At 69.1% G+C, this 21,754-nt stretch carries 18 protein-coding genes; 14 read left to right on the top strand and 4 right to left on the bottom strand.

Annotated elements, in window-relative coordinates; all coding sequences use genetic code 11:
- Positions 1-137: 137 nt before the first annotated feature.
- On the bottom strand, positions 138-1,316 hold the full coding sequence (locus tag CLV54_RS13180) for an acyl-CoA dehydrogenase family protein (RefSeq protein ID WP_100345422.1): 1,179 nt from the start codon (positions 1,314-1,316) through the stop codon (positions 138-140).
- 135 nt (positions 1,317-1,451) lie between these two features.
- On the opposite strand from CLV54_RS13180, the gene manA reads away from it, so the two are divergent.
- Positions 1,452-2,687: a mannose-6-phosphate isomerase, class I gene (manA, locus tag CLV54_RS13175; RefSeq protein WP_100345421.1), complete on the top strand. Its 1,236-nt coding sequence runs from the start codon at positions 1,452-1,454 to the stop codon at positions 2,685-2,687.
- 340 nt (positions 2,688-3,027) lie between these two features.
- Positions 3,028-4,050 (top strand): PDDEXK family nuclease, encoded by a 1,023-nt coding sequence (locus CLV54_RS13170; protein ID WP_100345420.1) that lies wholly within the window; start codon positions 3,028-3,030, stop codon positions 4,048-4,050.
- A gap of 96 nt (positions 4,051-4,146) precedes the next feature.
- Here the strand turns inward: CLV54_RS13170 and CLV54_RS13165 are convergent, their stop codons facing one another.
- Positions 4,147-5,103: a GlxA family transcriptional regulator gene (locus tag CLV54_RS13165; RefSeq protein WP_100345419.1), complete on the bottom strand. Its 957-nt coding sequence runs from the start codon at positions 5,101-5,103 to the stop codon at positions 4,147-4,149.
- 119 nt (positions 5,104-5,222) lie between these two features.
- Between CLV54_RS13165 and CLV54_RS17560 the strand changes: the two genes are divergently transcribed.
- The 7 genes from CLV54_RS17560 (at position 5,223) to CLV54_RS13135 (ending at position 13,322) form a co-directional block, all read left to right on the top strand.
- Positions 5,223-5,375, top strand: coding sequence for a hypothetical protein (locus CLV54_RS17560; protein ID WP_157802964.1), 153 nt, complete (start codon positions 5,223-5,225; stop codon positions 5,373-5,375).
- A gap of 47 nt (positions 5,376-5,422) precedes the next feature.
- Positions 5,423-6,385, top strand: coding sequence for a UDP-glucose 4-epimerase GalE (galE, locus tag CLV54_RS13160; RefSeq protein ID WP_100345418.1), 963 nt, complete (start codon positions 5,423-5,425; stop codon positions 6,383-6,385).
- A gap of 203 nt (positions 6,386-6,588) precedes the next feature.
- Positions 6,589-6,921 (top strand): WhiB family transcriptional regulator, encoded by a 333-nt coding sequence (locus tag CLV54_RS13155; protein WP_100345417.1) that lies wholly within the window; start codon positions 6,589-6,591, stop codon positions 6,919-6,921.
- A gap of 234 nt (positions 6,922-7,155) precedes the next feature.
- Positions 7,156-10,392, top strand: a complete 3,237-nt coding sequence (locus CLV54_RS13150) for a glycosyltransferase family 2 protein (RefSeq protein ID WP_170061997.1) — start codon at positions 7,156-7,158, stop codon at positions 10,390-10,392.
- Positions 10,382-11,815, top strand: coding sequence for a DUF5719 family protein (locus tag CLV54_RS17555; RefSeq protein WP_157802963.1), 1,434 nt, complete (start codon positions 10,382-10,384; stop codon positions 11,813-11,815). Before CLV54_RS13150 ends, CLV54_RS17555 begins: the two co-directional genes overlap by 11 nt.
- A 222-nt stretch (positions 11,816-12,037) precedes the next feature.
- Positions 12,038-12,610: a zinc-dependent metalloprotease family protein gene (locus CLV54_RS18220; RefSeq protein WP_100345415.1), complete on the top strand. Its 573-nt coding sequence runs from the start codon at positions 12,038-12,040 to the stop codon at positions 12,608-12,610.
- Positions 12,611-12,797: 187 nt separating this feature from the next.
- A complete protein-coding gene (locus CLV54_RS13135) occupies positions 12,798-13,322 on the top strand; it encodes a hypothetical protein (protein ID WP_157802962.1) in 525 nt (174 codons plus the stop codon).
- Between the two features lie 19 nt (positions 13,323-13,341).
- Here the strand turns inward: CLV54_RS13135 and CLV54_RS13130 are convergent, their stop codons facing one another.
- Positions 13,342-13,788 carry a metallopeptidase family protein gene (locus CLV54_RS13130; RefSeq protein WP_100345413.1) on the bottom strand — a complete coding sequence of 149 codons (447 nt, stop codon included), beginning with the start codon at positions 13,786-13,788 and terminating at the stop codon, positions 13,342-13,344.
- A gap of 121 nt (positions 13,789-13,909) precedes the next feature.
- Between CLV54_RS13130 and CLV54_RS13125 the strand changes: the two genes are divergently transcribed.
- The 3 genes from CLV54_RS13125 to ahcY all read left to right on the top strand — a co-directional run bounded on the left by CLV54_RS13125 (position 13,910) and on the right by ahcY (position 17,215).
- Positions 13,910-14,131, top strand: a complete 222-nt coding sequence (locus tag CLV54_RS13125) for a DUF3499 family protein (RefSeq protein ID WP_100345412.1) — start codon at positions 13,910-13,912, stop codon at positions 14,129-14,131.
- The gene (locus tag CLV54_RS13120; RefSeq protein ID WP_100345411.1) at positions 14,128-15,588 is read left to right on the top strand and encodes a phosphomannomutase/phosphoglucomutase; all 1,461 of its coding nucleotides are present in this window, start codon (positions 14,128-14,130) and stop codon (positions 15,586-15,588) included. Before CLV54_RS13125 ends, CLV54_RS13120 begins: the two co-directional genes overlap by 4 nt.
- A 76-nt stretch (positions 15,589-15,664) precedes the next feature.
- A complete protein-coding gene (gene ahcY / locus CLV54_RS13115; protein ID WP_100345410.1) occupies positions 15,665-17,215 on the top strand; it encodes an adenosylhomocysteinase in 1,551 nt (516 codons plus the stop codon).
- Between the two features lie 21 nt (positions 17,216-17,236).
- On the opposite strand, the gene CLV54_RS13110 is transcribed toward ahcY, so the two are convergent.
- Entirely contained in the window at positions 17,237-19,663 is a 2,427-nt protein-coding gene (locus tag CLV54_RS13110; RefSeq protein WP_211294545.1) for a penicillin acylase family protein, read from the bottom strand.
- A gap of 150 nt (positions 19,664-19,813) precedes the next feature.
- On the opposite strand from CLV54_RS13110, the gene CLV54_RS13105 reads away from it, so the two are divergent.
- Positions 19,814-20,707 (top strand): polysaccharide deacetylase family protein, encoded by an 894-nt coding sequence (locus CLV54_RS13105; RefSeq protein ID WP_157802961.1) that lies wholly within the window; start codon positions 19,814-19,816, stop codon positions 20,705-20,707.
- Positions 20,704-21,723, top strand: a complete 1,020-nt coding sequence (locus tag CLV54_RS13100; protein WP_157802960.1) for a sugar ABC transporter substrate-binding protein — start codon at positions 20,704-20,706, stop codon at positions 21,721-21,723. Before CLV54_RS13105 ends, CLV54_RS13100 begins: the two co-directional genes overlap by 4 nt.
- Positions 21,724-21,754: the final 31 nt, after the last annotated feature.

The following is a 21,754-nucleotide window of genomic DNA, read 5'->3' as shown; positions in this document are numbered from 1 at the left end:
CGGCCGCTGCGGGGTGCCGAAAACGGCCATATGGCGCAACTCGGAGAGGAAGGACGGGGGACGGGAGGGAAAAGGAGGAGGAAAAAAGGAAAAAGGAGGAAAAGCGAAACAGGGAGAGGAGCAGGAGCGCGGGCGCGTCACACGAAGGCGGAGTGCCCCGTGATGGCGCGGCCGACGATGAGGGTGTTCATCTCGCGTGTTCCCTCATAGGAGTAGAGGGCCTCCGCGTCGGCGAAGAACCGGGCCACGTCGTAGTCGAGCACGATCCCGTTGCCGCCGAGGATCTCCCGCGACCAGGCGACCGTCTCGCGCATGCGCGCCGTGGCATACGCCTTGGCGAGCGCCGAGTGCTCGTCGCGCTGGATGCCGTCGTCGAGCATCTGCGACACCCGCGCGACCATGCCGATGCTCGCGGTGATGTTGCCGATGCACTTCACGAGCAGGTCTTGCACGAGCTGGTGGGAGGAGATGGGCTTGCCGAACTGGATGCGCTGCCCCGCGTACTCGAGAGCCGCCTCGTAGGCTCCGATCGCGACGCCCACGGCGGCCCAGGCGACCTCGGCGCGGGTCTCCCGCAGAACCTTCGCGGTGTCTGTGAAGGTGTTGGCGTTCTGCAGGCGCAGGGATTCGGGCACGACCACGTTCTCGAGGGTGATGTCGGCGTTCTGCACGCTGCGCAGGCTGAACTTGCCCTCGATCTTCGTGGCCGAGTAGCCCTCGGTCGCCGTCGGCACGATAAAGCCCTTGACCTGGCCGTCCTCCTCGCTCTTGGCCCAGATCACGGTCATGTCGCTGAACGTCGCGTTGCCGATCCAGCGCTTCGAGCCGTTGATCACCCAGTTGTCGCCGTCGCGGCGGGCGGTCGTGCGCAGCCCCTGCGCGGAGTCGGAGCCCGAGAGCGGCTCCGTGAGCCCGAAGGCCCCCACGATCTCGCCCGAGGCGAGCCTCGGAAGCCACTCCGCGCGCTGCTCGGCAGAGCCCGTGAGCCCGACGGCGCCCATGGCGAGGCCGTTCTGCACTCCGACATACGTGGCGACACCGGCATCCACCCGGGCCAGCTCGAGCGCGACCCAGCCGCGGAAGACGGCCGAGTTCTCGAAGGGCCGGGTCTCCTCCCAGGGCAGGCCGATGACGCGCACGTCGGCGAGGCCCTTGACGATCTGGTGGGGGAACTCGGCCCGGTTCCAGTGATCGTTGACGATCGGCTTGACCTCGGTCTCGAGGTAGGAGCGCAAGACGGCGATGTGCTGCTTCTCCTGATCGTCGAGGAGGTTCTCATAGCCGTAGAAATCGCTGGCGAGGGGCTCGAATGACATGCGTCTGCTCCATTGCGGATGTGGTCCCGCACAGGCGGGAGTCTGGCCGGTTCGCTGCACAGCCTACGACTCGCGCACAGGCCGGATGCAATCGATTGGTAGTTTTGGATAAAGCGAGGGACGAGGAAAACGACCATGTTCGTGAGGATCACCAACACCCCCCGGGATTACGCCTGGGGCTCGACGACGGCCATCGCCGAGCTGCTGGGGCACGAGCCGTCGGGCGGTCCCGAGGCCGAGCTGTGGCTGGGCGCCCACCCGGGTTCGCCGAGCCGCATCGTCGACCCCTCGCAGACCGGCGGGGCCGCCGATCTCGCGGCCTGGATCGCCGCAGACCCGCAGACCGCGCTCGGTTCGCGGCTCGCCTCCGCCGGGGCTCCGCGTCTGCCCTTCCTGCTGAAGATCCTCGCGGCGGCCAGCCCGCTCTCCCTCCAGGCGCACCCCAGCAACGAGCGCGCGCGCGCCGGTTTCGCCGAGGAGAACGCGCTCGGCATCCCGCTCGACGCCCCTCACCGCAACTACAAAGACGAGCACCACAAGCCCGAGATGGTCTACGCGCTGAGCGAGACCTTCGAGGCGCTGTGCGGCTTCCGCCCCCTCGACGAGGTGCGCGAGATGCTCGCCGAACTCCACGATGCGTCAGAGGAGGGCTATCGCAGCACCCTCGGCCCGCTCGCCGCACTCGTCGAACGGCTCAATGGGGAGCAGCCGCTGCGCACGGCCGTCGAGTGGCTGCTCGGCTCGGGAACGCGATCGGATGCCGCTGCGGTCACGGCCCTCGTCGGCAACGTCGTCGCGCTCGCCGAGGCCGTGCAGAGCTCACGGTTCGCGAAGGAGTTCGAGACCGTCGTACAGCTCGCCGAGTCGTATCCCGGCGACCCCGGCATCGTCATCTCCCTGCTGCTCAACAGGGTGTCGCTCCGTCGCGGCGAGGCGCTCTTCCTGCCCGCCGGCAACATCCACGCCTACCTGAGCGGTCTCGGCGTCGAGCTCATGGCCGCCTCCGACAACGTGCTGCGCGGCGGATTGAGCCCCAAGCACATCGACGTCGACGAGCTCGTCGAGGTGCTCGAATTCGAGTCCCTCCCGGTGCCGTACCTCCCGCCCGCGGTCGAGTTCAACCGGATCGCGGTCTACCGGCCCGATGTCACCGACTTCGAGCTCGTGCGCGCCATCCCCTCGGGCGATCCGTCCGCCGCTCTCGTGCTCGCGGGCCCGGCGATCGCGATCGCGATCGAGGGCACGGTCGAGGTGCGCGGTGCCGCGGCATCCGTCACCCTGCAACGGGGCGAGTCGGTCTACATCACGCCCGACGAGCAGGGGCTCGTCTTCGACGGCGCCGGCACGGTCTTCCTCGCCACGACCCCGTAGCGTCGGGCTCGGGTATCGGCCCGCGCTCCGACCCCGCCTCCAGCCTCAGTCCCCCGGCCTCCACCCTTCTCGCCTTCTCGCTGCCCACTTCCCTGCCCACTCAAAACGACGGAGATTGTGGCCATTTCCGCCCGTTTTGAGCGGAAACGGGGCGTTCTGGGTGAAATGTCCGTCGTTTTGAGTTGCGCGGAGCGGATGTCGGCACCGATCGAGGCAGAGGCACGGTGCGGGGCGCGACCGAGACGCGCTCCTGTCCTGCCCGCTTTCGCGGCATACCGAGTTCTCCACAGTTCGGGATCATCCGGGGCCTCGCCGGGCGGATGACCTCGAGGCTGAAGCGATGTCGAACATCGCCCACCACCTGCGAGACAACGGGCTCTTCCTCCGTCGGCGCGATCTGATCAGCGCCGGCTTCACATCGGCCGAACTGCGCTCGGCGCTCGGCGACCATTCGATCTTCCGGGTTCGGCAGGGATGGTTCACCGTTCCCGCCGCCCCGGAGGACGCCATACGTGCCGTGCGTATCGGCGGCCGGCTCACCGGGCTCTCCGCCCTCAGCAGCTACGGGGTCTGGACGCCCCGCTCGCTGCGTCTCGATGTCGCGGTGCCGACGGATGCGCGCGCGCTCCGCACCCCGAACGACATGAGAAAACGGCTGGTCGACACGGATGCCGCGGGGTGCACGATCTCGTGGACCGACGACTCCGCGACCAGGCGTCCGCCTCACACCTGGCGGGTCCCGATCCACGAGGCACTCCTGCGCGTCCTCCACACCGGCGATCTGCTCACCGTCGTGACCTGCGTGGACTCTGTGCTCAACCTGCACCGACGGCGCGTCCTGCGGTTCGGCGAGGACGCCGTCGATCGTGTCTTCGCGGCCGGGCCGAAGCGGGTGCATCGGTGGCGGGAGCTCGTCGACGGGAGGGCGGACAGCGGGGGAGAGACGGAGTTCCGGCTGAGATGCCGAGCGCGGGGCATCCCGTTCCGGCCTCAGTCGTCAGTCCCGGGTGTCGGGCGGGTGGACGGGAGGATCGGGCCGACGACCTTCGTGGAGATCGACGGCGCTGCCACGCATGACACTCCGGAGGGATTCGCGGAGGACCGGCGACGCGATCTCGCGATGGCCGTCGGAGGCAGGAGGCCGCTCCGGTTCACCTATCGTCAGATCCACGACGAATGGAGATGGTGCGAGGCCGGGATGTGCGCCGCCCTGGCTCTCGACCCCGGCTTCTCAACCCGCGAGCGTTCCTACTGGCGCGCCCGCTCCCTCGTTCCCACTCAAAACGACGGAGATTTCGCCCGATTTTGCCCCTTTCCGGCCGAAAACGAGCTTTTTCGGCGAAATCTCCGTCGTTTTGAGTGAGGGGTGTGGGAGTAGTGAAGGGTGGGGGAGTGAGGGGTGGGGGAGTGAGGCGTGAGGAGGGGTGGGGGAGAGGGCGGGGAGCGGAGGAGAGGGGAGTCAGACCGCCACACGGGGGGCGAAGGCGCGGCGGTAGGCCGTGGGGGTGGTCTGCAGGGTCTTGACGAAGTGGTGGCGCATGACGGCGGCGGCGCCGAAGCCCGTCTGGGCCGCGATCTGCTCGAGGCTCAGGTCGCTCTCCTCGAGCAGGTGCTGCGCGCGGATGAGCCGTTGACGGTTGAGCCAGGCCGCCGGTGTCGTGCCCATCTCGGCGCGGAAGCGGCGGGCGAAGGTGCGCGACGACATAAGCGCCTTGCGGGCGAGCTGGTCGACGGTGAGGTCGTGGCCGAGATGCTCGAGCATCCACTCGGTCACGGCCGCGAAGGAGTCGCTGCGCTGCACGGGCACCGGGGCGACGATGTACTGCGACTGGCCGCCGTCACGCTGCGGCGGGATGACCATCCGCCGTGCGATGACGTTGGCCGCCGCCGCCCCGAGCTCCTTGCGCACGATGTGCAGCGCGGCGTCGATGCCCGCGGAGGTGCCCGCGCCCGTGACGACCATGCGGTCCTCCACGAAGAGCACGTCGGGGTCGACCTCGGTGGCCGGGAACTCCGCGGCGAGCTTGTCGGTGTACATCCAGTGGGTGGTGCTGCGCCGGCCGTCGAGGATGCCGGCCTGCCCGAGCACGAACGCCCCGCTGCAGACGCTCAGCACCCAGGCCCCGCGCGCCTCGGCCTCGCGCACGACGCGCAGCACCTCGGGGTGCACCGCCTCGCCGTCGAGGTAGGCGGGGATGGCGACGAGGTCGGCGTCGGCGGCCTCCGAGAGGTCGTCACGCACGATGATGTCGAAGCCGAGCTTCATCCTGATGGGGCCGGGCTCGGCCGTGCCGATGTGGAAGTCGAAGCTGGGCCCGCCGTGCTCGCGCCGGTCGAGGCCGAAGACCTCGCAGATGACGCCGAACTCGAACGGGGCCATGCCGGGGAGGGCGACGCAGACGATCTTGTTGAGCATGGTCTCGGCTCCCGGAGGGTCGGCACACGGCATCCGACGACACCGCATGGCAGGAAAACTCTGTTGATTGTCGACTCTGCCACTTTCGGCGGAATATGGCAATTCGTAGAGTTACTGCCATGACAATCGCACTCATCATCTTCGCCGCCCTCGCGGTGTGGGCGGTCGTGGCGACCACGGTGCAGCTGATCCGCGACGGGTACCGGCCGCGCGAGACCCGCACGGCGCCGACCTTCGCGACGACTCCCGTGCCCACGGGCTCGGTAGAGTAACCCCTGGTCGTCGGCACAGCGCCGGCGACGTCGAGGGAGGATTCCGCATGGCCTGGTTGGTCACGGGCGGTGCCGGTTATATCGGCGCCCATGTCGTTCGAGCGTTCCAGGCCGAAGGGATCGACGTGGTCGTGCTCGACGACCTCTCGAGCGGGCACCGCGGCTTCGTTCCGCAGGGCGTGCCGTTCGTCGAGGGCAGCATCCTCGACGCGGCCCTCCTGCGCGAGGCCTTCGCGGCGCACGACATCACGGGTGTCGTGCACGTCGCCGGCTACAAGTACGCGGGGGTCTCGGTGCAGCGCCCGCTGCACACCTACGAGCAGAACGTGACCGGAACCGCCGTGCTCCTGGCCGCCATGCAGGAGGCGGGCGTCGACGCGGTCGTCTTCTCGTCGAGCGCGGCCGTCTACGGCACGCCCGACACCGACCTCGTGACCGAGGGCACCCCCAAGAGCCCCGAGTCGCCCTACGGCGAGTCGAAGCTCATCGGCGAGTGGCTGCTGCGCGACCAGGGGGTGGCCGCGGGCCTGCGCCACACCTCGCTGCGCTACTTCAACGTCGTCGGCTCGGGCTCGCCCGACGTCTTCGACAGCAGCCCGCACAACCTCTTCCCCCTCGTCTTCGAGGCGCTCCTCGACGGCCGCACGCCCAAGGTCTTCGGCGACGACTATCCGACCCCCGACGGCACCTGCGTGCGCGATTACATCCACGTCGCCGACCTCGCGGTGTCGCATGTCGTCGCGGCGAAGCGCCTCGACGCGGGCGAGCCCCTCGAGTCCGTCTACAACCTGGGCAGCGGCGACGGCGTCTCCGTCGGGCAGATAATGACGGCGGTGGCGGATGTCACGGGCGTTCCCTTCACGCCGCAGATCGCTCCTCGGCGTCCCGGCGATCCCGCCCGCATCGTCGCCTCGGGAGAGCTCGCCGCCCGCGATCTGGACTGGCGGATGCGGCACTCGCTCGCGCAGATGGTGCAGAGCGCGTGGGACGCCCGGCGCGCGGCATCCTGAGCCGTTCCCCGCATCGCGAGGGATGCGCGAGGGATGCGCGAGGGACAACTGCGTGCCACGACGCACAAGTCCCGGCGAGTCGCAACTCTCGACACCAAGTTGAGGGTTTACGATCCGCGACTTGACGGCACCCTAACTACAACGGTGTAATTACTTGAAGCACCGTGAACCTTGCGGGCTGAACGTAATGGGTGGGAGACGATATGGCTGTTCCTGAGTATCGTTCCGGGGTACCCGATGACTGGTTTGTAGATCCTGTCCGGTTGGGGGTTCCTGGGGTACGGTCGAACGTCGGTGACGACGGCAGCAACGACAATCCCCTGGCATGGCAAACAGATTCCCTGTGCGCGCAGACGGATCCCGAGGCATTCTTTCCTGAAAAGGGCGGTTCGACCCGCGATGCCAAGAAGATCTGCTCCTCGTGCGAGGTGCGCAACCAGTGCCTCGAATACGCGCTCGCCAATGACGAGCGTTTCGGAATCTGGGGTGGGCTGTCCGAGCGTGAACGACGCAAACTGAGAAAAAAGGCCGTTTAGCAGGGCCTTCCAGCAGAGCCTTCGACGGGTTCGGAGCCTGTGACAGGCTCAGAGTCCGACAGGCTCGGTGTTCGACAAGTTCAGAGACGCGGGGGTGCTCGCTGAGCTTGTCGAAGACCATGCCGGTCCGATCACCCTGGCCCGCCGGAGAGACTCCATCTGAGGCGCGCTGATTTATGGCGCGCCACTGCCGCTTAAGGGCCAACGACCATGCTCCCGCCTAGGCTTGCCCCGATGTATCCCCGTGTCACCGCCATCCTGGTCGCCCGCAATGGGGGCGACCACCTTTCGCGAACGCTCGACGCACTGCGTGCGCAGACACGCCAGCCCGACGTGGTCATCGCCGTCGACCTGGGCTCCGCCGACGACACGGCCGCCCTGCTCGCCGCCTACGGGCCGCAGCAGGTCATCACGAGCAGCGAGGAGCTGAGCTTCGGCGATGCGGTCGCCGCGGCCGTGCGGGTGACGGCGCCCCCGAGCTCCGACGACGAGATGCTCTGGCTTCTCGCCCAAGACAGCGCGCCCGAGCCGGGGGCGCTCGCCGCCCTGGTCGGCGCCCTCGAGACGGCGCCCTCCGTCGCCGTCGCCGGGCCCAAGGTCATGCAGTGGGAAGCCCTCGACTACTTCCACGAGTTCGGCCACTCGATCACCCCCTACGGCACCGCCGTCTCCCTCGTCGAAGACGAGCTCGACCAGGGCCAGCACGATGTCGCGAGCGACGTGCTGGCCGTCGGACCGGCCGGACTGCTCGTTCGGCACAGCGTCTGGGAGCGCCTCGGCGGCTTCGACCCCGGGCTCCCCGTCGCCGACGACGCCCTCGACTTCTCGATCAGAGTGCGCCTCGCCGGCTACCGGGTGGCCCTCGTGCCCTCGGCGCGCACAGCCTCGGCGGGCGACGGCGTGGCCGGCCCGAACGGTTCGGATCGCGGCTCCGCCCGGCGCAGGCGCGCCCGGCAGGAACGCTCGGCGCAGCTGCACCGCCGGCTCGTCTACTCACCGGCGATCGCGCTGCCGATCCACTGGCTCTCGCTCGTCCCGCTCGCGATCATCCGCTCGCTCGGCCTGCTGCTGCGCAAAAGACCCGGCAACATCACGGGGGAGTTCGCGGCGGCCTTCCACGCCGCGTTCGCCGACATCCGGGTCAGCGCCGCCCGCCGCAACCTGAAGTCGACGCGCAAGCTCGGCTGGTCGTCGATCTCCCAGCTGCGGATGCCGCACGCCGAGGTGAGGCGCAGGCGCGCCCTGCTGCGCGAGCTCGCCGTCGTGCAGGCCGATCGCCAGCGCCGTGAGCTGCACTTCTTCGCCCGCGGCGGGGCATGGACGGTGCTCGGCGCCATCGTGCTCGGCATCATCCTGTTCTTCCCGCTGCTCGGCGCCGTCGCGGTGCAGGGAGGGGGCCTGCTGCCGCTTCCCGCGACTCCGGCCGAGCTCTGGCAGAGCATCGGCTTCGGCTGGCGCGACGTGGGCCTCGGCTTCGTGGGCGCGGCCGATCCGTTCGCCGCCGTGCTCGCGGTGCTCGGCTCGATCACCTTCTGGTCGCCCTCGTACGCGCTCGTGCTGCTGTACTTCGCCGCGCTCCCGCTCGCGGCTCTCGGTGCGTGGCTCGCCGCCGCCCGGCTCACCGAGCGCGGCGGGCTGCGGCTGCTCGCGGCCGTGCTGTGGGCGCTCGCCCCCACGCTGCTCTCGGCTCTCGCGACCGGCCGCCCCTCCGCGATCCTCGCGCACCTGCTGCTGCCCTGGCTGTTCTTCGCCGGGTTCGCCGCCGTGCGCTCCTGGGCGGCATCCGCGGCCACCGCGCTGCTCTTCGCGGCGGTCATCGCCTGCGCCCCCTCGCTCGCGCCCGCGCTGATCGTGCTGTGGTTCGTGTGCGTGCTCGTGAGCGGCCGTGCGATCGCCCGCTACATCGCCATCCCGCTGCCGGCCATCGCGCTCTTCGCGCCGCTCGTCATCCAGCAGGGGATCTTCCGCGGCAACTGGATGGGCCTGCTCGCCGACCCGGGCACCGCCATCGCCGGCCCGACGCCCACGAGCTGGCAGCTCGCGGAGGGCTTCCCGGCGGGGATGCACGGCGGCTGGGACGTGCTCGTCGCGGCCCTCGGCATCCCGGGCGTCACCTCGACGATCGTCATCCCGGTGCTGCTCGCGCCGCTCGCCGTGCTCGCGCTGCTCTCGCTCTTCCTCCGCGGCACCCCTCGCGCCATCGGCGCACTCCTCGTGGCCCTGGTCGGTTTCGCGACGGCCGTCGCCGCGAGCCTCGTCGCCGTCACGATCGTCGGCGACTCGGCGACGACCGTCTGGGCGGGCGCGGGCCTCAGTCTCTACTGGATCGGCCTCGTCGGCGCCGCGGTGCTCGCGCTGAGCGCACTCGGCACGTTCGCGATCGCACCGGCGCTCGTCGTGGCGATCACGATGGGCATCGTGGCGGCGCCCCTCGCGACCTCGATGGTCTTCGGCAACTCGAGCGTCACGGCGGGCATCGGCCGAACCCTTCCCGCCTTCGTGACCGCAGAGGCCGCGAACGATCCCCGTCAGGGCACCCTCGAGCTCATCCCGCTCGAGAACGGCGGTATGTCGGCGGTGATCGTGCGCGGCGCGGGCACGACCCTCAATGCCCAGTCGACCCTCGCGAACACCCAGACCGTCGTCACCGAGTCGAACGAGCAGCTGGCCGAACTGGCCGGCAACCTGGCCTCGCGCAGCGGGCTCGACGCCTCGGAGGGCCTGAGCGAGTTCGGGATCGACTTCGTGCTGCTGCGCCCGGTCGCGAGCGGGGCGGACGAGGGAGCAGCGGATGCCGCCGGCGCCGGCGCCGTGGGCACGAGAACCCGAGCCGCGACCGCCCTCGACGGCAACCCGATCCTGAGCCCCATCGGCGACACCGACTACGGGCTGCTCTGGCGTTTCACGGGCGACACCGCCGGGTCGACGTACGCGCAGGTCCCGGCCGACGCGGGTGGGGCCTTCGGGCCGCTCGTGCTCGTGGTGCAGGGAGTCGTCGTCGGCCTGATGCTTCTGCTGTCGATCCCGACCGGTCGCGGCCGTGAGATCGAGCGCTGGCCGAGCTGGCGCTCGCGGGGCAAGGGCGTCGACGAGGATGCCGCGGACGAGAGTGCCGGGGAGTTCGACGACGACGGGCCCGACGACGGGCCCGACGACGGGCCCGACGACGGTCTCGACGACGGGCCCGACGACGGGCCCGACGATGCGGAGCCCGACGGTGAGCCGGTCGACGTCGTCGCGGCGGACGCCGAGCATCCGGGCGAGGACGGGACTGCTGCCGCGGAGACCGCGATCGACGAGGCGGAGGGGCATGGCGGCATCCGCGCCTCTGCCGAGGTCGATGACCGGCCGGCCGGCGAGAGATCGAACGCCGACGAGCTGAGCACCGACGAGTCGAGCACCGATGGACTGAGCACCGAGAGATCGAGCACCGACGAGCAGGGCGAGAAGGAGGGCCACGATGGCAAGTAGGCGTGGAGCCGCCATCGTCGGCGCGCGCATCCTGACCGGTCTCGTCGGCATCGCCGTGGCCGTCGTCGCGATCGGCGCTGCCGCGATCGTCCCGTGGCCGAGCCACACCGCTCCGGCGCCCGTCGTCGAGGTGTCGCCGCAGCCGACCGATCAGCAGCGGGTGTGCCCCGGACCTCTGCTCGCCCTCGCGGAGGACGCCTCGGCGGCCACGGCGACCACCGCCGTCGGCGCGCCCGCGATCGCGTTCTGGACGGATTCCTCGAGCGAGCCCGTCCGCGCGCCTCTCGCCGTTCCCGACGACACCGCAGACGGAGCGAACGGCACTCCGATCGCGATCACCGTGCCCGTGGGCGACGGCGACGGGCTGCCGCTCATCTCCGGCAGCCAGAGCCAGCAGGCGGCGGGGGAGTTCCTCGCCGGCTTCGCGGCGGCCGTGTGCGGCGAGGCCTCCGGCGAGAGCTGGCTCGCCGCCGGCTCGACGGATGTCGGCCGCACGAGCCTCGTGCTCCTGAGCAACCCGAGCGACGTCGACGCGACCGTCGACCTCACGGTATTCGGCGAGTCGGGCACGGTCGCGGCCCCCGGGGCGACCGGTCTGCTCGTCCCCGCCCAGACCCAGCGCGTCGTCTCGCTCGCGGGCCTCGCCCCCAACCTGCGCTCGCCCGTCGTGCACGTGCTGACGCGGGGCGGCCAGGTCTACGCGAGCCTCGAGTCGAGCATCGTGCGCGGGCTCAGCCCCGACGGCGTCGAGCTCACCGGCCCGACCGGTCCGCCGGCCAGCTCGCAGGTGATCACGGGCATCGGCATCACCGGGGCGGCGCCGTCGGCGGTGAGCTCGGATGAGGGCGCCGACGACTCGAAGCCCGGCATCCGCCTGCTGGCCCCCGGCGACCAGCCCGCCGCCGTCGAGATCGGGCTCACGAGCGAGGGCAACGCCGTTCCCGGCACCTCGCTCACGATCACGCTCCAGCCGGGGGTCGTCACCGAGGTGCCGCTCGACGCGCTCACTCCGGGAACCTTCACGGCCGTCGTCGCCTCCGATCAGCCGATCGTCGCCTCCGCTCGCACGATCGCGGCCGGGACGGCCGCCCGAGACTTCGCCTGGCACGTCTCGTCCGCCGCGATCGAGGGCGACTTCCTCGTGAGCGTCGCACCCGGAACGGGCCCGCGACTGAGCCTCTACAACCCGGGAACCGCCGACGCGGCGATCGAGGTCACGCGCGACGGCGGCCAGCCCGCCGCGGTCACCGTGCCCGCGGGCGCGTCGGTGGGAGTGCCCGCCACGGGCGGCGTGAACTACGCGGTGAGCGGCGGGGACGCGCTCGTCGCCTCGGTCTCATACCAGGCCGAGGGCATCGCATCCGCTTTCGCGCTCAACCCCGTGAACCCCCTCGCGGCGCCCCTCGAGATCTACCCGGGCTGACCGCCCGCGGTCGCAGCGTCAGCGGCGAGTCATTCGTCGCGGTGGGGATGGACTATTCGCGTACGGCATTCGGTGGTCTCGTCAATGACTTTCACAATCAGTGCAAAAGTCCTCGCAAAGTTATGAATTACATATGAATTTATCTAGAAAACTCTAGATTGGTCGCGGAATTTGAAACAACATAGTTTCAACCTTGTTGGCGACGGTGATTGAGGACTATTTATGAAAAGATTTATCGTGAGTGTGTTTGCGCTGGCGACATTCACCCTTATTTCTGTGGTTGCACCTACGTCTGAAGCTCATGCGGATTCCTTCACGGGATCTTGCGCAAATAACTCATCAATTTGTCGGGCAGACGACGCGAATATGGATTTTTGCACTCCCGTTCCCTGGCCGCTTGAGTGGGGATCTCCATTTACCGACGCGATGATCAATCTCGATGCTCAGACAGATATGTATGACACCTATCAGAGCGTGTGTGGACCGCAGACTGACTTGGGTGGGTACCTTAATACCTCCCCCGAATGGACTCTTGGGTCGAGCACTCGTGGGCTGTATTCGTGCACAAAACCCATTGGCAGCTACGGGAGCGGTGTCTGCGATCAGGCGAGCGTGCTCGTTAATACGAGTTTGCTGCCGAATTACGCGCAACGCAAGAAGACGTTCTGCCACGAAATCGGTCACGCAGCAGGCCTCTACCACGACACCGGTATCGGCGGATGCATGGTGAGCGGTTCATCTACGGCAACAAGCTACGCAGCCCATCATGTCGCCCATATCAATTCAGCGTATTAATTAATAGAGAGGGATTGAGATGTCATTGTCCAGAAATTCTCTGCTCGTAGCTGCCGCGATAACCGTATTCCTGACCAGCGGATGCTCGGTTCAGCAACCGGCTCCGCTCCAATCCGTTGTAGTCGATGATCAACCCGCGACACTCAGCGAGACCGCGCGCGGGCTCCTACAGGCAGGCTCATGGTCGGTGGCCGACTACGAATTGGCTCGCTCGACAGAGGAATTGGCGGGTCTCAGTGAGATCGTGGCCAAGGGTGTCATCGTCGATATTCAGGCCGGACCGGTTGCCGGCTTGCCAGATGACGACTTCTCGGACATCGAGATGATCGTCGTCGCGTTGGGTGAAGCCGAGTTGGTTCAGGGGAAGCTGCCGGCCGAGAGCGACGGACGGGTCTACTTCCCGATGATCTCTCCGGGAGATCCGAAGGAGTTCGCGAAGAACATCCCGCTGGGGTCGAAGGTCGTGCTCTACGCGAATCGGATCGTGAACACGCAGAGCGACGGCGACATCCCTCTGAGCTCACCCGACGCGGGGCGCCCGAAGGGGCAGCCGGTCTTCCGGGCGTCGCATCCTCAGGGGCTCATCATCGATGTGTCGCCCGACGGCTCAGGCGAACTCGTCTGGCCCGAGGCGTTGAGATGGGCGAGTGCCCCCATCGAGAACACGCTTCCCGGCGGAAAAGAACTCGGATCGGGAGAACCGGCGCACTAGCGGTCGGCGACTCGCGCGCCTAGAAGTGGCCGAAGTCTCCGGGGGCGAGATCCCAGGGGTCTTTGCCGAGCAGCTCGGCGACCGCGCGGAAGACGCAGCCCTCGATCATCATGCGCTTGTGCACCTCGTCGTTGCGGTGCAGCCGGCTGAGCCTCTGGATCGGCAGACGGTAGAGGATGATCCGGTTCGCCGCCCGATCGACCCGCCAGCGCTCGACCCCGGTGGGCGGCGTCGGCCCCACGGGGGAGGCCGCGACCTCGAAGCCCACCTCGGTGAGCTCGGTCGGGAGCACGCTGCGCAGGTATTCGGCGGTCGAGGCGACGATGACGTCGAAGGTGTCGATCCGGGTGCGCAGCGGGGGCAGGTGCGGACCGGTGACAGAACTGCGGATGCCGCGGCCGTGCCGGTTGCGTCCGCCGCTGCGGGGCGGCGGCTCGTCGAAGGCGGAATGGCGCGAGCGGGGCATTCCTCCAGTCTACGAGGGGGTGCCCGCATGCGGGTGGCGTGCGCGGCACCTGCACCCGGCATCCGCCGCGGGCGGCGAGGCAGGCGGCGGTCGTCGGCGGCCTCGCGTAAGGTGATGGACGATGATCAACAGGCCGTGTTCCCGGGTCGCCTGCACACGTGATGCGGTGGCCACCCTCACCTATGTCTACGCCGATTCGATGGCCGTCATCGGTCCGTTGAGCATCTCGCACGAGCCGCACAGCTACGACCTGTGCGCCCAGCACTCCGAGCGGCTCTCGGCTCCGCAGGGCTGGCAGATCATGCGTCACGTGGTGCTGGGCGAGGTGGGCTCGGGCACATGAACGACGGCACGGGCCCCGAGCAGGCGAACCCTCTCGTCGCAGCCCTGCGCGACAGCATCACGGGCTACGACGTGCGCGGCCTCGTGGGCAGTCAGCTGAGCGCACCGATCGTCGAGGCGCTCGGTGCGGCCTTCGTCGACGTCGTCGGCGCGGCCGGCTCCGAGATCGTCGTCGGTCACGACGCCCGCGACAGCTCGCCCGAGTTCGCCGAGGCGTTCTCGCGGGGAGCGCGGGCGCGGGGCGCCGACGTCGTGTCGATCGGCCTGTGCTCGACCGACGAGAGCTGTTTCGCCTCGGGAACGCGGGGAGCCCCGAGCGCCATGATCACCGCGAGCCACAACCCGGCGAGCTACAACGGCATCAAGCTCTCGCGGCCCGGAGCGCAGAGCATCGGCTTCGACACGGGCCTCGCCGACATCCGCGACCGGGCCGAGGTCTATCTCGTCGACGGCGTCCCGGATGCCGCGGCGCCCGGCTCCTGGCGGGAGCTCGACGTGCTCGCCGACTACGCCGCCGCACTGCGCGGTCTCGTCGAGCTCGCCGGCATCCGCCCGCTGACCGTCGTCGTCGACGCGGGCAACGGCATGGCCGGTCTCACGGTGCCCGCCGTGCTCGGCACGGCTGCGGGCCTGCCGCCGCTGCCGATCACGATCGTGCCTCTCTTCTTCGAGCGCGACGGCTCCTTCCCGAACCACGACCCCGACCCGCTCGAGCCGGCCAACCTGCTCGAGCTGCGGCGCGCGGTCGTCGAGCACGACGCCGATCTGGGCATCGCCTTCGACGGCGACGCCGATCGCTGCTTCCTCGTCGACGAGCTGGGGCAGCCGGTGACCCCCTCGGCGATCGCCGCCCTCGTCGCGGCGCGCGAGATCGCCCGGGCGCGGCTCGCCGACCCGCAGGCACAGGTCGTCGTGCTGCACGACCTCATCACCTCGCGCGCCGTTCCCGAGACCGTCGAGGCCGCCGGCGGGATCGCCGTGCGCACGCCGGTCGGGCATTCGGTCATCGTAGACCTCATGCGCGAGACGGGAGCGGTCTTCGGGGCCGAGCACTCGGGGCACTATTTCTTCCGCGACTTCTGGAGCGCCGAGAACGGCATGCTCGCGGCGATGCACGTGCTCGCCGAGCACGGTGGGGCCCAGCACCCGCCCGAGCCGTTCTCGGCCCTGGCGCAGCGGTACACGCCGTACGCGGCATCCGGGGAGGTCGACTCGGTCGTCGACGACGTGCCGTCGGCGTATTCGCGCATCGTCGAGGAGTTCATGGGCGCCGCCGAGTTCGACGAGCTCGACGGCCTGACCGTCACGGGAACGGTCGCCGGCGACGAGCCGTTCTGGTGGTTCAGCGTTCGCCCCTCGAACACCGAGCCGCTGCTGCGGCTCACCGTCGAGGCCGAGACGCGCTCGCGGATGGAGCAGATCCGCGACCGGGTGCTCGAGCTCATCGGCCCGGCGTGAGCCTGTGCACGAGCTGAGCCGCCGCGGATCGGGCGCACCCGTGTAACACGGTGCGGACTGCTGCGAGAATGGAGGCATGACTTTCGCGCCACCCGCCGCCTCCCCGTCCGCCTCCAGTGCAGCGCCGTCCGGTGGCGCGCCCTTCGCCGCAGCGCCCTTCGCCGCAGCGCCCTTCGCCTACAAGGTCGCGGACCTGTCGCTCGCCGAGGCGGGGCGCCACCAGCTCCGGCTCGCCGAGAACGAGATGCCGGGTCTTATGGCCCTGCGCGCCGAGTTCGGCGAGAGCAAGCCGCTCGCGGGCGCACGCATCGCCGGCTCGCTGCACATGACCGTGCAGACCGCCGTGCTCATCGAGACGCTCGTGGCCCTGGGCGCGCAGGTGCGCTGGGCGAGCTGCAACATCTTCTCCACGCAGGATGACGCTGCGGCCGCCGTCGTCGTCGGCCCCGCCGGAACCGTGGACGCCCCCGCCGGAGTGCCCGTCTTCGCCTGGAAGGGCGAGACGCTCGAGGAGTACTGGTGGTGCACCCAGCAGATCTTCGACTGGAGCGACGAGGCGACAAGCTCCGGCGCCGAGTGGATCGGCCCGAACATGATCCTCGACGACGGCGGCGACGCGACGCTGCTCGTGCACAAGGGCCGCGAGTTCGAGCTCGCCGGCGCCGTTCCCGCGACGACGGATGACGACAGCCACGAGTACAGCGTCATCCTCGACGTGCTGCGGCAGTCCCTCGCCGTCTCGAGCGACCGCTGGACGACGATCGCCGGCGAGATCCAGGGCGTCACCGAAGAGACGACGACGGGTGTGCACCGGCTCTACGAGCTCGCGCGCGACGGCGAGCTGCTGTTCCCGGCGATCAATGTCAACGACTCGGTCACGAAGTCGAAGTTCGACAACAAGTACGGCATCCGCCACTCGCTGCCCGACGGCCTCAACCGCGCCACCGACGTGCTCATCGGCGGCAAGGTGGTCTTCGTGGCCGGTTACGGCGACGTGGGCAAGGGCGCCGCCGAGGCGTTGCGCGGCCAGGGCGCTCGCGTCATCGTGAGCGAGGTCGACCCGATCAACGCCCTGCAGGCGGCGATGGACGGCTTCCAGGTCGCACGACTCGAGTCGGTCGTCGGCGAGGTCGACATCTTCGTGACGGGGACGGGCAACCTCAACGTCATCACGACCGAGCACCTTCTCGCGATGAAGCACCTCGCGATCGTCGCGAACGTCGGCCACTTCGACAACGAGATCGACATGGCGGGCCTCGAGCGGGTCGAGGGCGCCGTCAAGATCGAGATCAAGCCGCAGGTGCACGAGTGGCGTCTGCCGAGCGGCCGTTCGGTTCTCGTGCTCTCGGAGGGCCGCCTGATGAACCTCGGCAACGCCACGGGCCACCCGAGCTTTGTGATGAGCAACTCCTTCACCAACCAGGTGCTCGCGCAGATCGAGCTCTACGGCTCGCCCGAGAACTATCCCGTGGGCGTCTACGTGCTGCCGAAGCACCTCGACGAGAAGGTCGCGCGCCTGCACCTCGACGCCCTCGGCGTCGAGCTCACGACGCTCACCCCCGAGCAGGCCGCCTACATCGGCGTGAGCGTCGACGGTCCGTACAAGGTCGACCACTACCGCTACTGAGCGGTTCGCGACGCGGGGAGCTCACGCGGGGCTGAGCACGATGCGCGAGCTCGCCGCGGCGTCCACGGCGGCACGCGAGTAGAGCAGGGGGAACGCCGCGCCGGCGTTCCAGCCCTCGAGGTGGTCGGAGTAGTGCCTGCTGCCGGGCACTCCCGACTGTCCGGGCACGTTGACGGCGACCGAGCCGTCCCAGTCGCCCACGTCGATGACCACGCGGAATGACGCCCCCGACACCTGGCGGAAGTCGGGGCTGAAGGCCGTGCTGCCCACGGTGTCGCTGCCCCCGCTGCGGGGGATCGGCCCGAGCCGCGCGCCGTCGAGCTTCGGAAGCAGCCGGTGGGCGGGATGCTCGAGCAGCGCGAAGTGGAGCGTTCCCCAGGCCCAGCTCGCGGCATCCGGCCCGAGGCGATCCTCGGCCTCTCGCACGGCGGCGAGAAGCGAGCGCTCCAGGATGACGGTGAGAGCCTCGCTCGAGCCCAGGTGCCGCTCGGGGTCGGCGAGCATCCGCAAGACGATGCGCGGGTCGCCGCTGTACTGCTCCTGGGGGATGAGCCGCGCGGCGGCCCGACCCGCGACATCCGGCGGCAGTCGGCGTTCGAGCGCGGCCACGAGCAGCTGCGGTCTCAGATGGTTGCGGAACCAGATCTCGAAGAGTGCTGCCGGCGCCGATCCCTCGTCCTCGACGCCGTCCCAGGCGCCGAGCAGGTCGAGCGCCCGGTGCAGCTCGGGCGATGCCGGTCGCAGCTCGGCGAGCAGGGGCGCGACCTTCTGGAAGGGCGTGCTCAGATAGTCGGTCTGCAGTCGCAGGCAGTCGTCGACGGTCCAGTCCTGCGCGGCGGCGAGCACCGTGCGGATGCGCTCGGCCCGGTCGGGCGAATACCAGTCGTAGCCGACGCCGATCGTCTCGTCGAAGCCGTGCGGAAGGTTGAACTCGTTGGCGGTCGCAAGCCAGTCGCGATCGGGGTTCTCGTCGCGGGGCAGCACGTCGTTGTCATGGAACCCCGCCCACTCGTAGCGTCCGTCGCCGGGCACGGGCAGCAGGCCGTCCCAGTTGGGGCGGATCGGCAGGAGACCGCCGGGGCGCCACCCGATCGTCCCGTCCGGCATCGCGTAGACCTGGTTCTCGCCCGGCGCTCCCCAGCGGTTCATGGCGGAGTTGAACTCGGCGGCGTCGTGGGCGCGCATGTACTCCATGCTGCCGAGGTAGGGCGCCATGCCCGGCTCGAGCCAGGCCGCCCGGATGGCGACGGCGGTGCCCTCGCGCTCGAACACGACGGGTCCGTGCCGCGTGTACCGCAGCTCCACGGTCTGCGGGTCCGCATCGCGCACGGGGATCGTCTCGGTCACGACGGTCATCCGCTCCCAGCCGTCGCGATAGCGGTATTCGAGGTCGTTCCGGGGGTTGAGCTCGTAGACGTAGATGTCCTCCTGGTCGATGGGGAAGATCGTCAGGCCGAAGGCGACATGGCCGTTGTGCCCGATGGAGACTCCGGGCAGCACGGGCTCGCCCCCGCCGATGACGTCCAGCCCCGGGGCGCTGAGGTGTGAGATGTAGCGCAACGAGGGGAGGGTGACGGCTCGGTGGGGGTCGTTGGCGAGGAGCGGGCGTCCGCTCGCGGTGCGGCTGCCGCCGAGCACCCAGTTGTTGCTGCCTTCGGGGGTGTGCTGCGGCTCGGGGCTCTCGCCGGCCTGCGGCGTTCCGAGGTTCACGGGTCCTGTCGCGAGGCGGTAGACGTCGAGCACCTCGTCGCAGAGCACCGAGAGGTCGAGGCCGGAGGGCACGAGCACGGGGTTCTGCGGATCGCGCACCCGACGCAGATCCTCCGCCTCGGGGCCGAAGTCGCGGAGTGCGAGCGCTCGGGCCAGCTCCTGCTCCGCGTTGTGGTAGATGCCGTGGCTGCGGATACGAGGGATGTCGGTGGGCTCCCAGCGCTCGGGCAGATAGCCGAGCGCCTCGAACTCGGGCGGCAGCTGTCGCGGGTCGGCGAGGCAGAGGGAGACGAAGGCGTTGACGCCCGCGACGAAGGCGGTCGTGACGTCTTTGGTGTCGGAGCCGTAGGCGAGCCACTCCGCCCGCAGATCGCCGCGGTAGAGGAAGAGGCGGGCGGCGCGGTCCTGCTCGACGAAGGCGGGGCCGAAGGCCGCGGAGAGCAGGCCGAGGCCGCGACGACGCCAGAGGTCCATCTGGAAGAGGCGGTCCCGGGCGGCATTGAACCCCTGGGCGAGGAACACGTCGTGAGAGCTGGCGGCGTAGATGTGGGGGATCCCCCACTCGTCGACGACGATCTCGACATCGGCGCTCAGCCCGGCGACGGAGAAATGGCTTTCGTTCACGGCGCTCCACATCACTTCGAGGTATTCGGCCGACGGCTTCAGCGCGCGGGCCATCGCGCCCTTGCGGCCGGGATGAACCCATCCTCCCGCAGCTCGGGCGAGTCTTTCGAGCACCCGATCAGACTGTAACAAACTATTCACATTTTGCTGTTGACCCCGGAATGGAATCAAATCTAACATGAACTCGTCGGGCGGTACTGATGAATCCCGATGGCCGCCCGGTGCCGCACCGGTGCACGATCGCAGGCGAGAGAACGGAGCACCATGCCGCTGACGCTGCCGACGGGCAAGACCTTCGCCGTCGCCCTCACCTTCGACCTCGACGCGCAGTGCCTCTGGATGGGCATGCTCGGCATCGACTCGCCGAGCTATCACTCCCGCGGGGAGTTCGGTGCGCTCGTCGGCGTCGACCGCATTCTGGCGCTGCTCGCCGACATCGGGATCACGGCGACGTGGTGCATCCCCGGTCACTCGCTCGTGACCTTCCCGCAGGCGATCGAGTCGATTCTCGCGGGAGGGCACGAGATCGCGGCCCACGGCTGCTACCACGAGTCGATCCCGAGCCTCGAGCCGGACGACGAGCGCCGGCTGATGGAGATACAGCTCGCCCAGCACGAGCAGATCGTGGGGGCGAAGCCGCGGGGCTACCGCTCCCCGGCCTGGGACTTCTCGGAGATCACGGGACAGCTGCTCGTCGAGCACGGCTTCGAGTGGGACAGCTCGCTCATGGCGAGCGACTTCGAGCCCTACCATCCGCGCCCCGTCGGCGTGAACTTCGAATCGGCGAGCACCTTCGGCGAGCCGTTCCCCTTCCTCGAGCTGCCCGTCTCGTACACGCTCGACGACGCCCCCGACGTCGAGTACATCGCCGAGATCGCCAACGGACTCGGCGACCACCTCGAGTTGGAGGCGCGCTGGCGCGAGATCTTCGACTACGGCCTCCAGAACAGCCCCGGAGGTCTGTACACCCTGACCATGCATCCGCAGACGATCGGGCGCTCCCACCACCTTCTCCTGCTCGAACGACTCCTCCTGCACATGACGGAGTCGAACGCCGTGCAGTTCGTCACGCTCAGCGAGGCCCACGACGCCTGGCTCGCCGACCCGACCACCAGCACCGCAACCACCACCAATCGCATTCGAAAGGCATCCCTGTGAAGAAGAACAGAACGAAACTGCTCGCGATCGGAATCGCCGCAGCGAGCATCCTGGCATTCAGCGCATGCGCGTCGAGCGGATCGGACTCCGGTTCGAGCGCCGACTCGAGCGGCGGGGCCGGCGAGCCGATCAAGATCGGCTATTTCATCCCCGGCACCAACAACTCCTATGTCGGCACGAACGTCACAGCCGCCGAGGAGACCGCTCAGAAGCTCGGCGTCGACCTCGAGGTCGTCTCGGCCAACTGGGATGCCGCCACCCAGACCAATCAGTTCGACACCGCCCTCGCCCGAAAGACCTACAACGCGTGGCTCGTCGCGGCGGTCGCCCCCGAGCAGGCCTGCGGGTCGATCAAAGACGCGATGGCGGCGGGCATCAAGGTCTTCGTGACCAACCAGGGCCTCTGCGGCGACGACACCTACACCGAGGGCACCCTCGGCTTCGTCGGCGGCCAGACCCTCGCCCTCTACGACGGCTGGTTCTCGAAGATCGCCGAAGACAACCCCGACGGCGGCAAGATCGCGCTGCTGACCGGACCGAACCTCAACTACAACACCAACAACGCCCTCGCAGCCTTCAAGGACGACATCGAGTCGGACTCGAAGTTCGACGTCGTCTCCAACCAGCAGAGCGACTACACGACGGCGACGGCGTTCGACGTCGCGCAGGCGACGCTGCAGGCCAACCCCGACCTGAAGATCTACGCCGCCAACTACGCGGAGATGACCAAGGGCATCGTCGAGGCCGTCGAGGCGGCGGGGCTCACGGGCAAGGTCAAGGTCTACGACTTCGGAGGCAACGAGTGGGCCACCGGTGCGGTCGCCGACGGCACGGTCGCGCTGAGCCTGCCGATGCTGCCGTACACCGAGGTGCAGAAGAGCGTCGAGGAGCTCGTCGACGCGTGGAACGGCAAGGAGATCCCGCAGGTGCTCGACCTCAGCAAGGAGCTCACCTTCACGGGTGCGCCCTACCTGACGAAGGACAACGTCTCGGAGTTCACCGCCGAGTACCAGTAAGCATCATCGACCGTCGACCGAACGAAAGTGT

Origin of the sequence: Compostimonas suwonensis, assembly GCF_002797855.1 — a bacterium.
Classification (GTDB): domain Bacteria; phylum Actinomycetota; class Actinomycetes; order Actinomycetales; family Microbacteriaceae; genus Compostimonas; species Compostimonas suwonensis.
The sequence above is the reverse complement of the archived record's forward strand: the minus strand, read 5'-3'. Positions and strand labels throughout refer to the sequence as shown.

What these genes read in the sequence shown, in the direction of transcription:
- galE (WP_100345418.1), top strand. Translation starts at nt 5,423, where the DNA reads ATGGCCTGGTTGGTCACGGGCGGTGCCGGTTATATCGGCGCCCATGTC.
- CLV54_RS13170 (WP_100345420.1), top strand. Translation starts at nt 3,028, where the DNA reads ATGTCGAACATCGCCCACCACCTGCGAGACAACGGGCTCTTCCTCCGT.
- CLV54_RS17555 (WP_157802963.1), top strand. Translation starts at nt 10,382, where the DNA reads ATGGCAAGTAGGCGTGGAGCCGCCATCGTCGGCGCGCGCATCCTGACC.
- CLV54_RS18220 (WP_100345415.1), top strand. Translation starts at nt 12,038, where the DNA reads ATGAAAAGATTTATCGTGAGTGTGTTTGCGCTGGCGACATTCACCCTT.
- CLV54_RS13155 (WP_100345417.1), top strand. Translation starts at nt 6,589, where the DNA reads ATGGCTGTTCCTGAGTATCGTTCCGGGGTACCCGATGACTGGTTTGTA.
- ahcY (WP_100345410.1), top strand. Translation starts at nt 15,665, where the DNA reads ATGACTTTCGCGCCACCCGCCGCCTCCCCGTCCGCCTCCAGTGCAGCG.
- CLV54_RS13125 (WP_100345412.1), top strand. Translation starts at nt 13,910, where the DNA reads ATGATCAACAGGCCGTGTTCCCGGGTCGCCTGCACACGTGATGCGGTG.
- CLV54_RS17560 (WP_157802964.1), top strand. Translation starts at nt 5,223, where the DNA reads ATGACAATCGCACTCATCATCTTCGCCGCCCTCGCGGTGTGGGCGGTC.
- CLV54_RS13165 (WP_100345419.1), bottom strand. Translation starts at nt 5,103, where the DNA reads ATGCTCAACAAGATCGTCTGCGTCGCCCTCCCCGGCATGGCCCCGTTC.
- manA (WP_100345421.1), top strand. Translation starts at nt 1,452, where the DNA reads ATGTTCGTGAGGATCACCAACACCCCCCGGGATTACGCCTGGGGCTCG.
- CLV54_RS13105 (WP_157802961.1), top strand. Translation starts at nt 19,814, where the DNA reads ATGCCGCTGACGCTGCCGACGGGCAAGACCTTCGCCGTCGCCCTCACC.
- CLV54_RS13150 (WP_170061997.1), top strand. Translation starts at nt 7,156, where the DNA reads ATGTATCCCCGTGTCACCGCCATCCTGGTCGCCCGCAATGGGGGCGAC.
- CLV54_RS13120 (WP_100345411.1), top strand. Translation starts at nt 14,128, where the DNA reads ATGAACGACGGCACGGGCCCCGAGCAGGCGAACCCTCTCGTCGCAGCC.
- CLV54_RS13180 (WP_100345422.1), bottom strand. Translation starts at nt 1,316, where the DNA reads ATGTCATTCGAGCCCCTCGCCAGCGATTTCTACGGCTATGAGAACCTC.
- CLV54_RS13130 (WP_100345413.1), bottom strand. Translation starts at nt 13,788, where the DNA reads ATGCCCCGCTCGCGCCATTCCGCCTTCGACGAGCCGCCGCCCCGCAGC.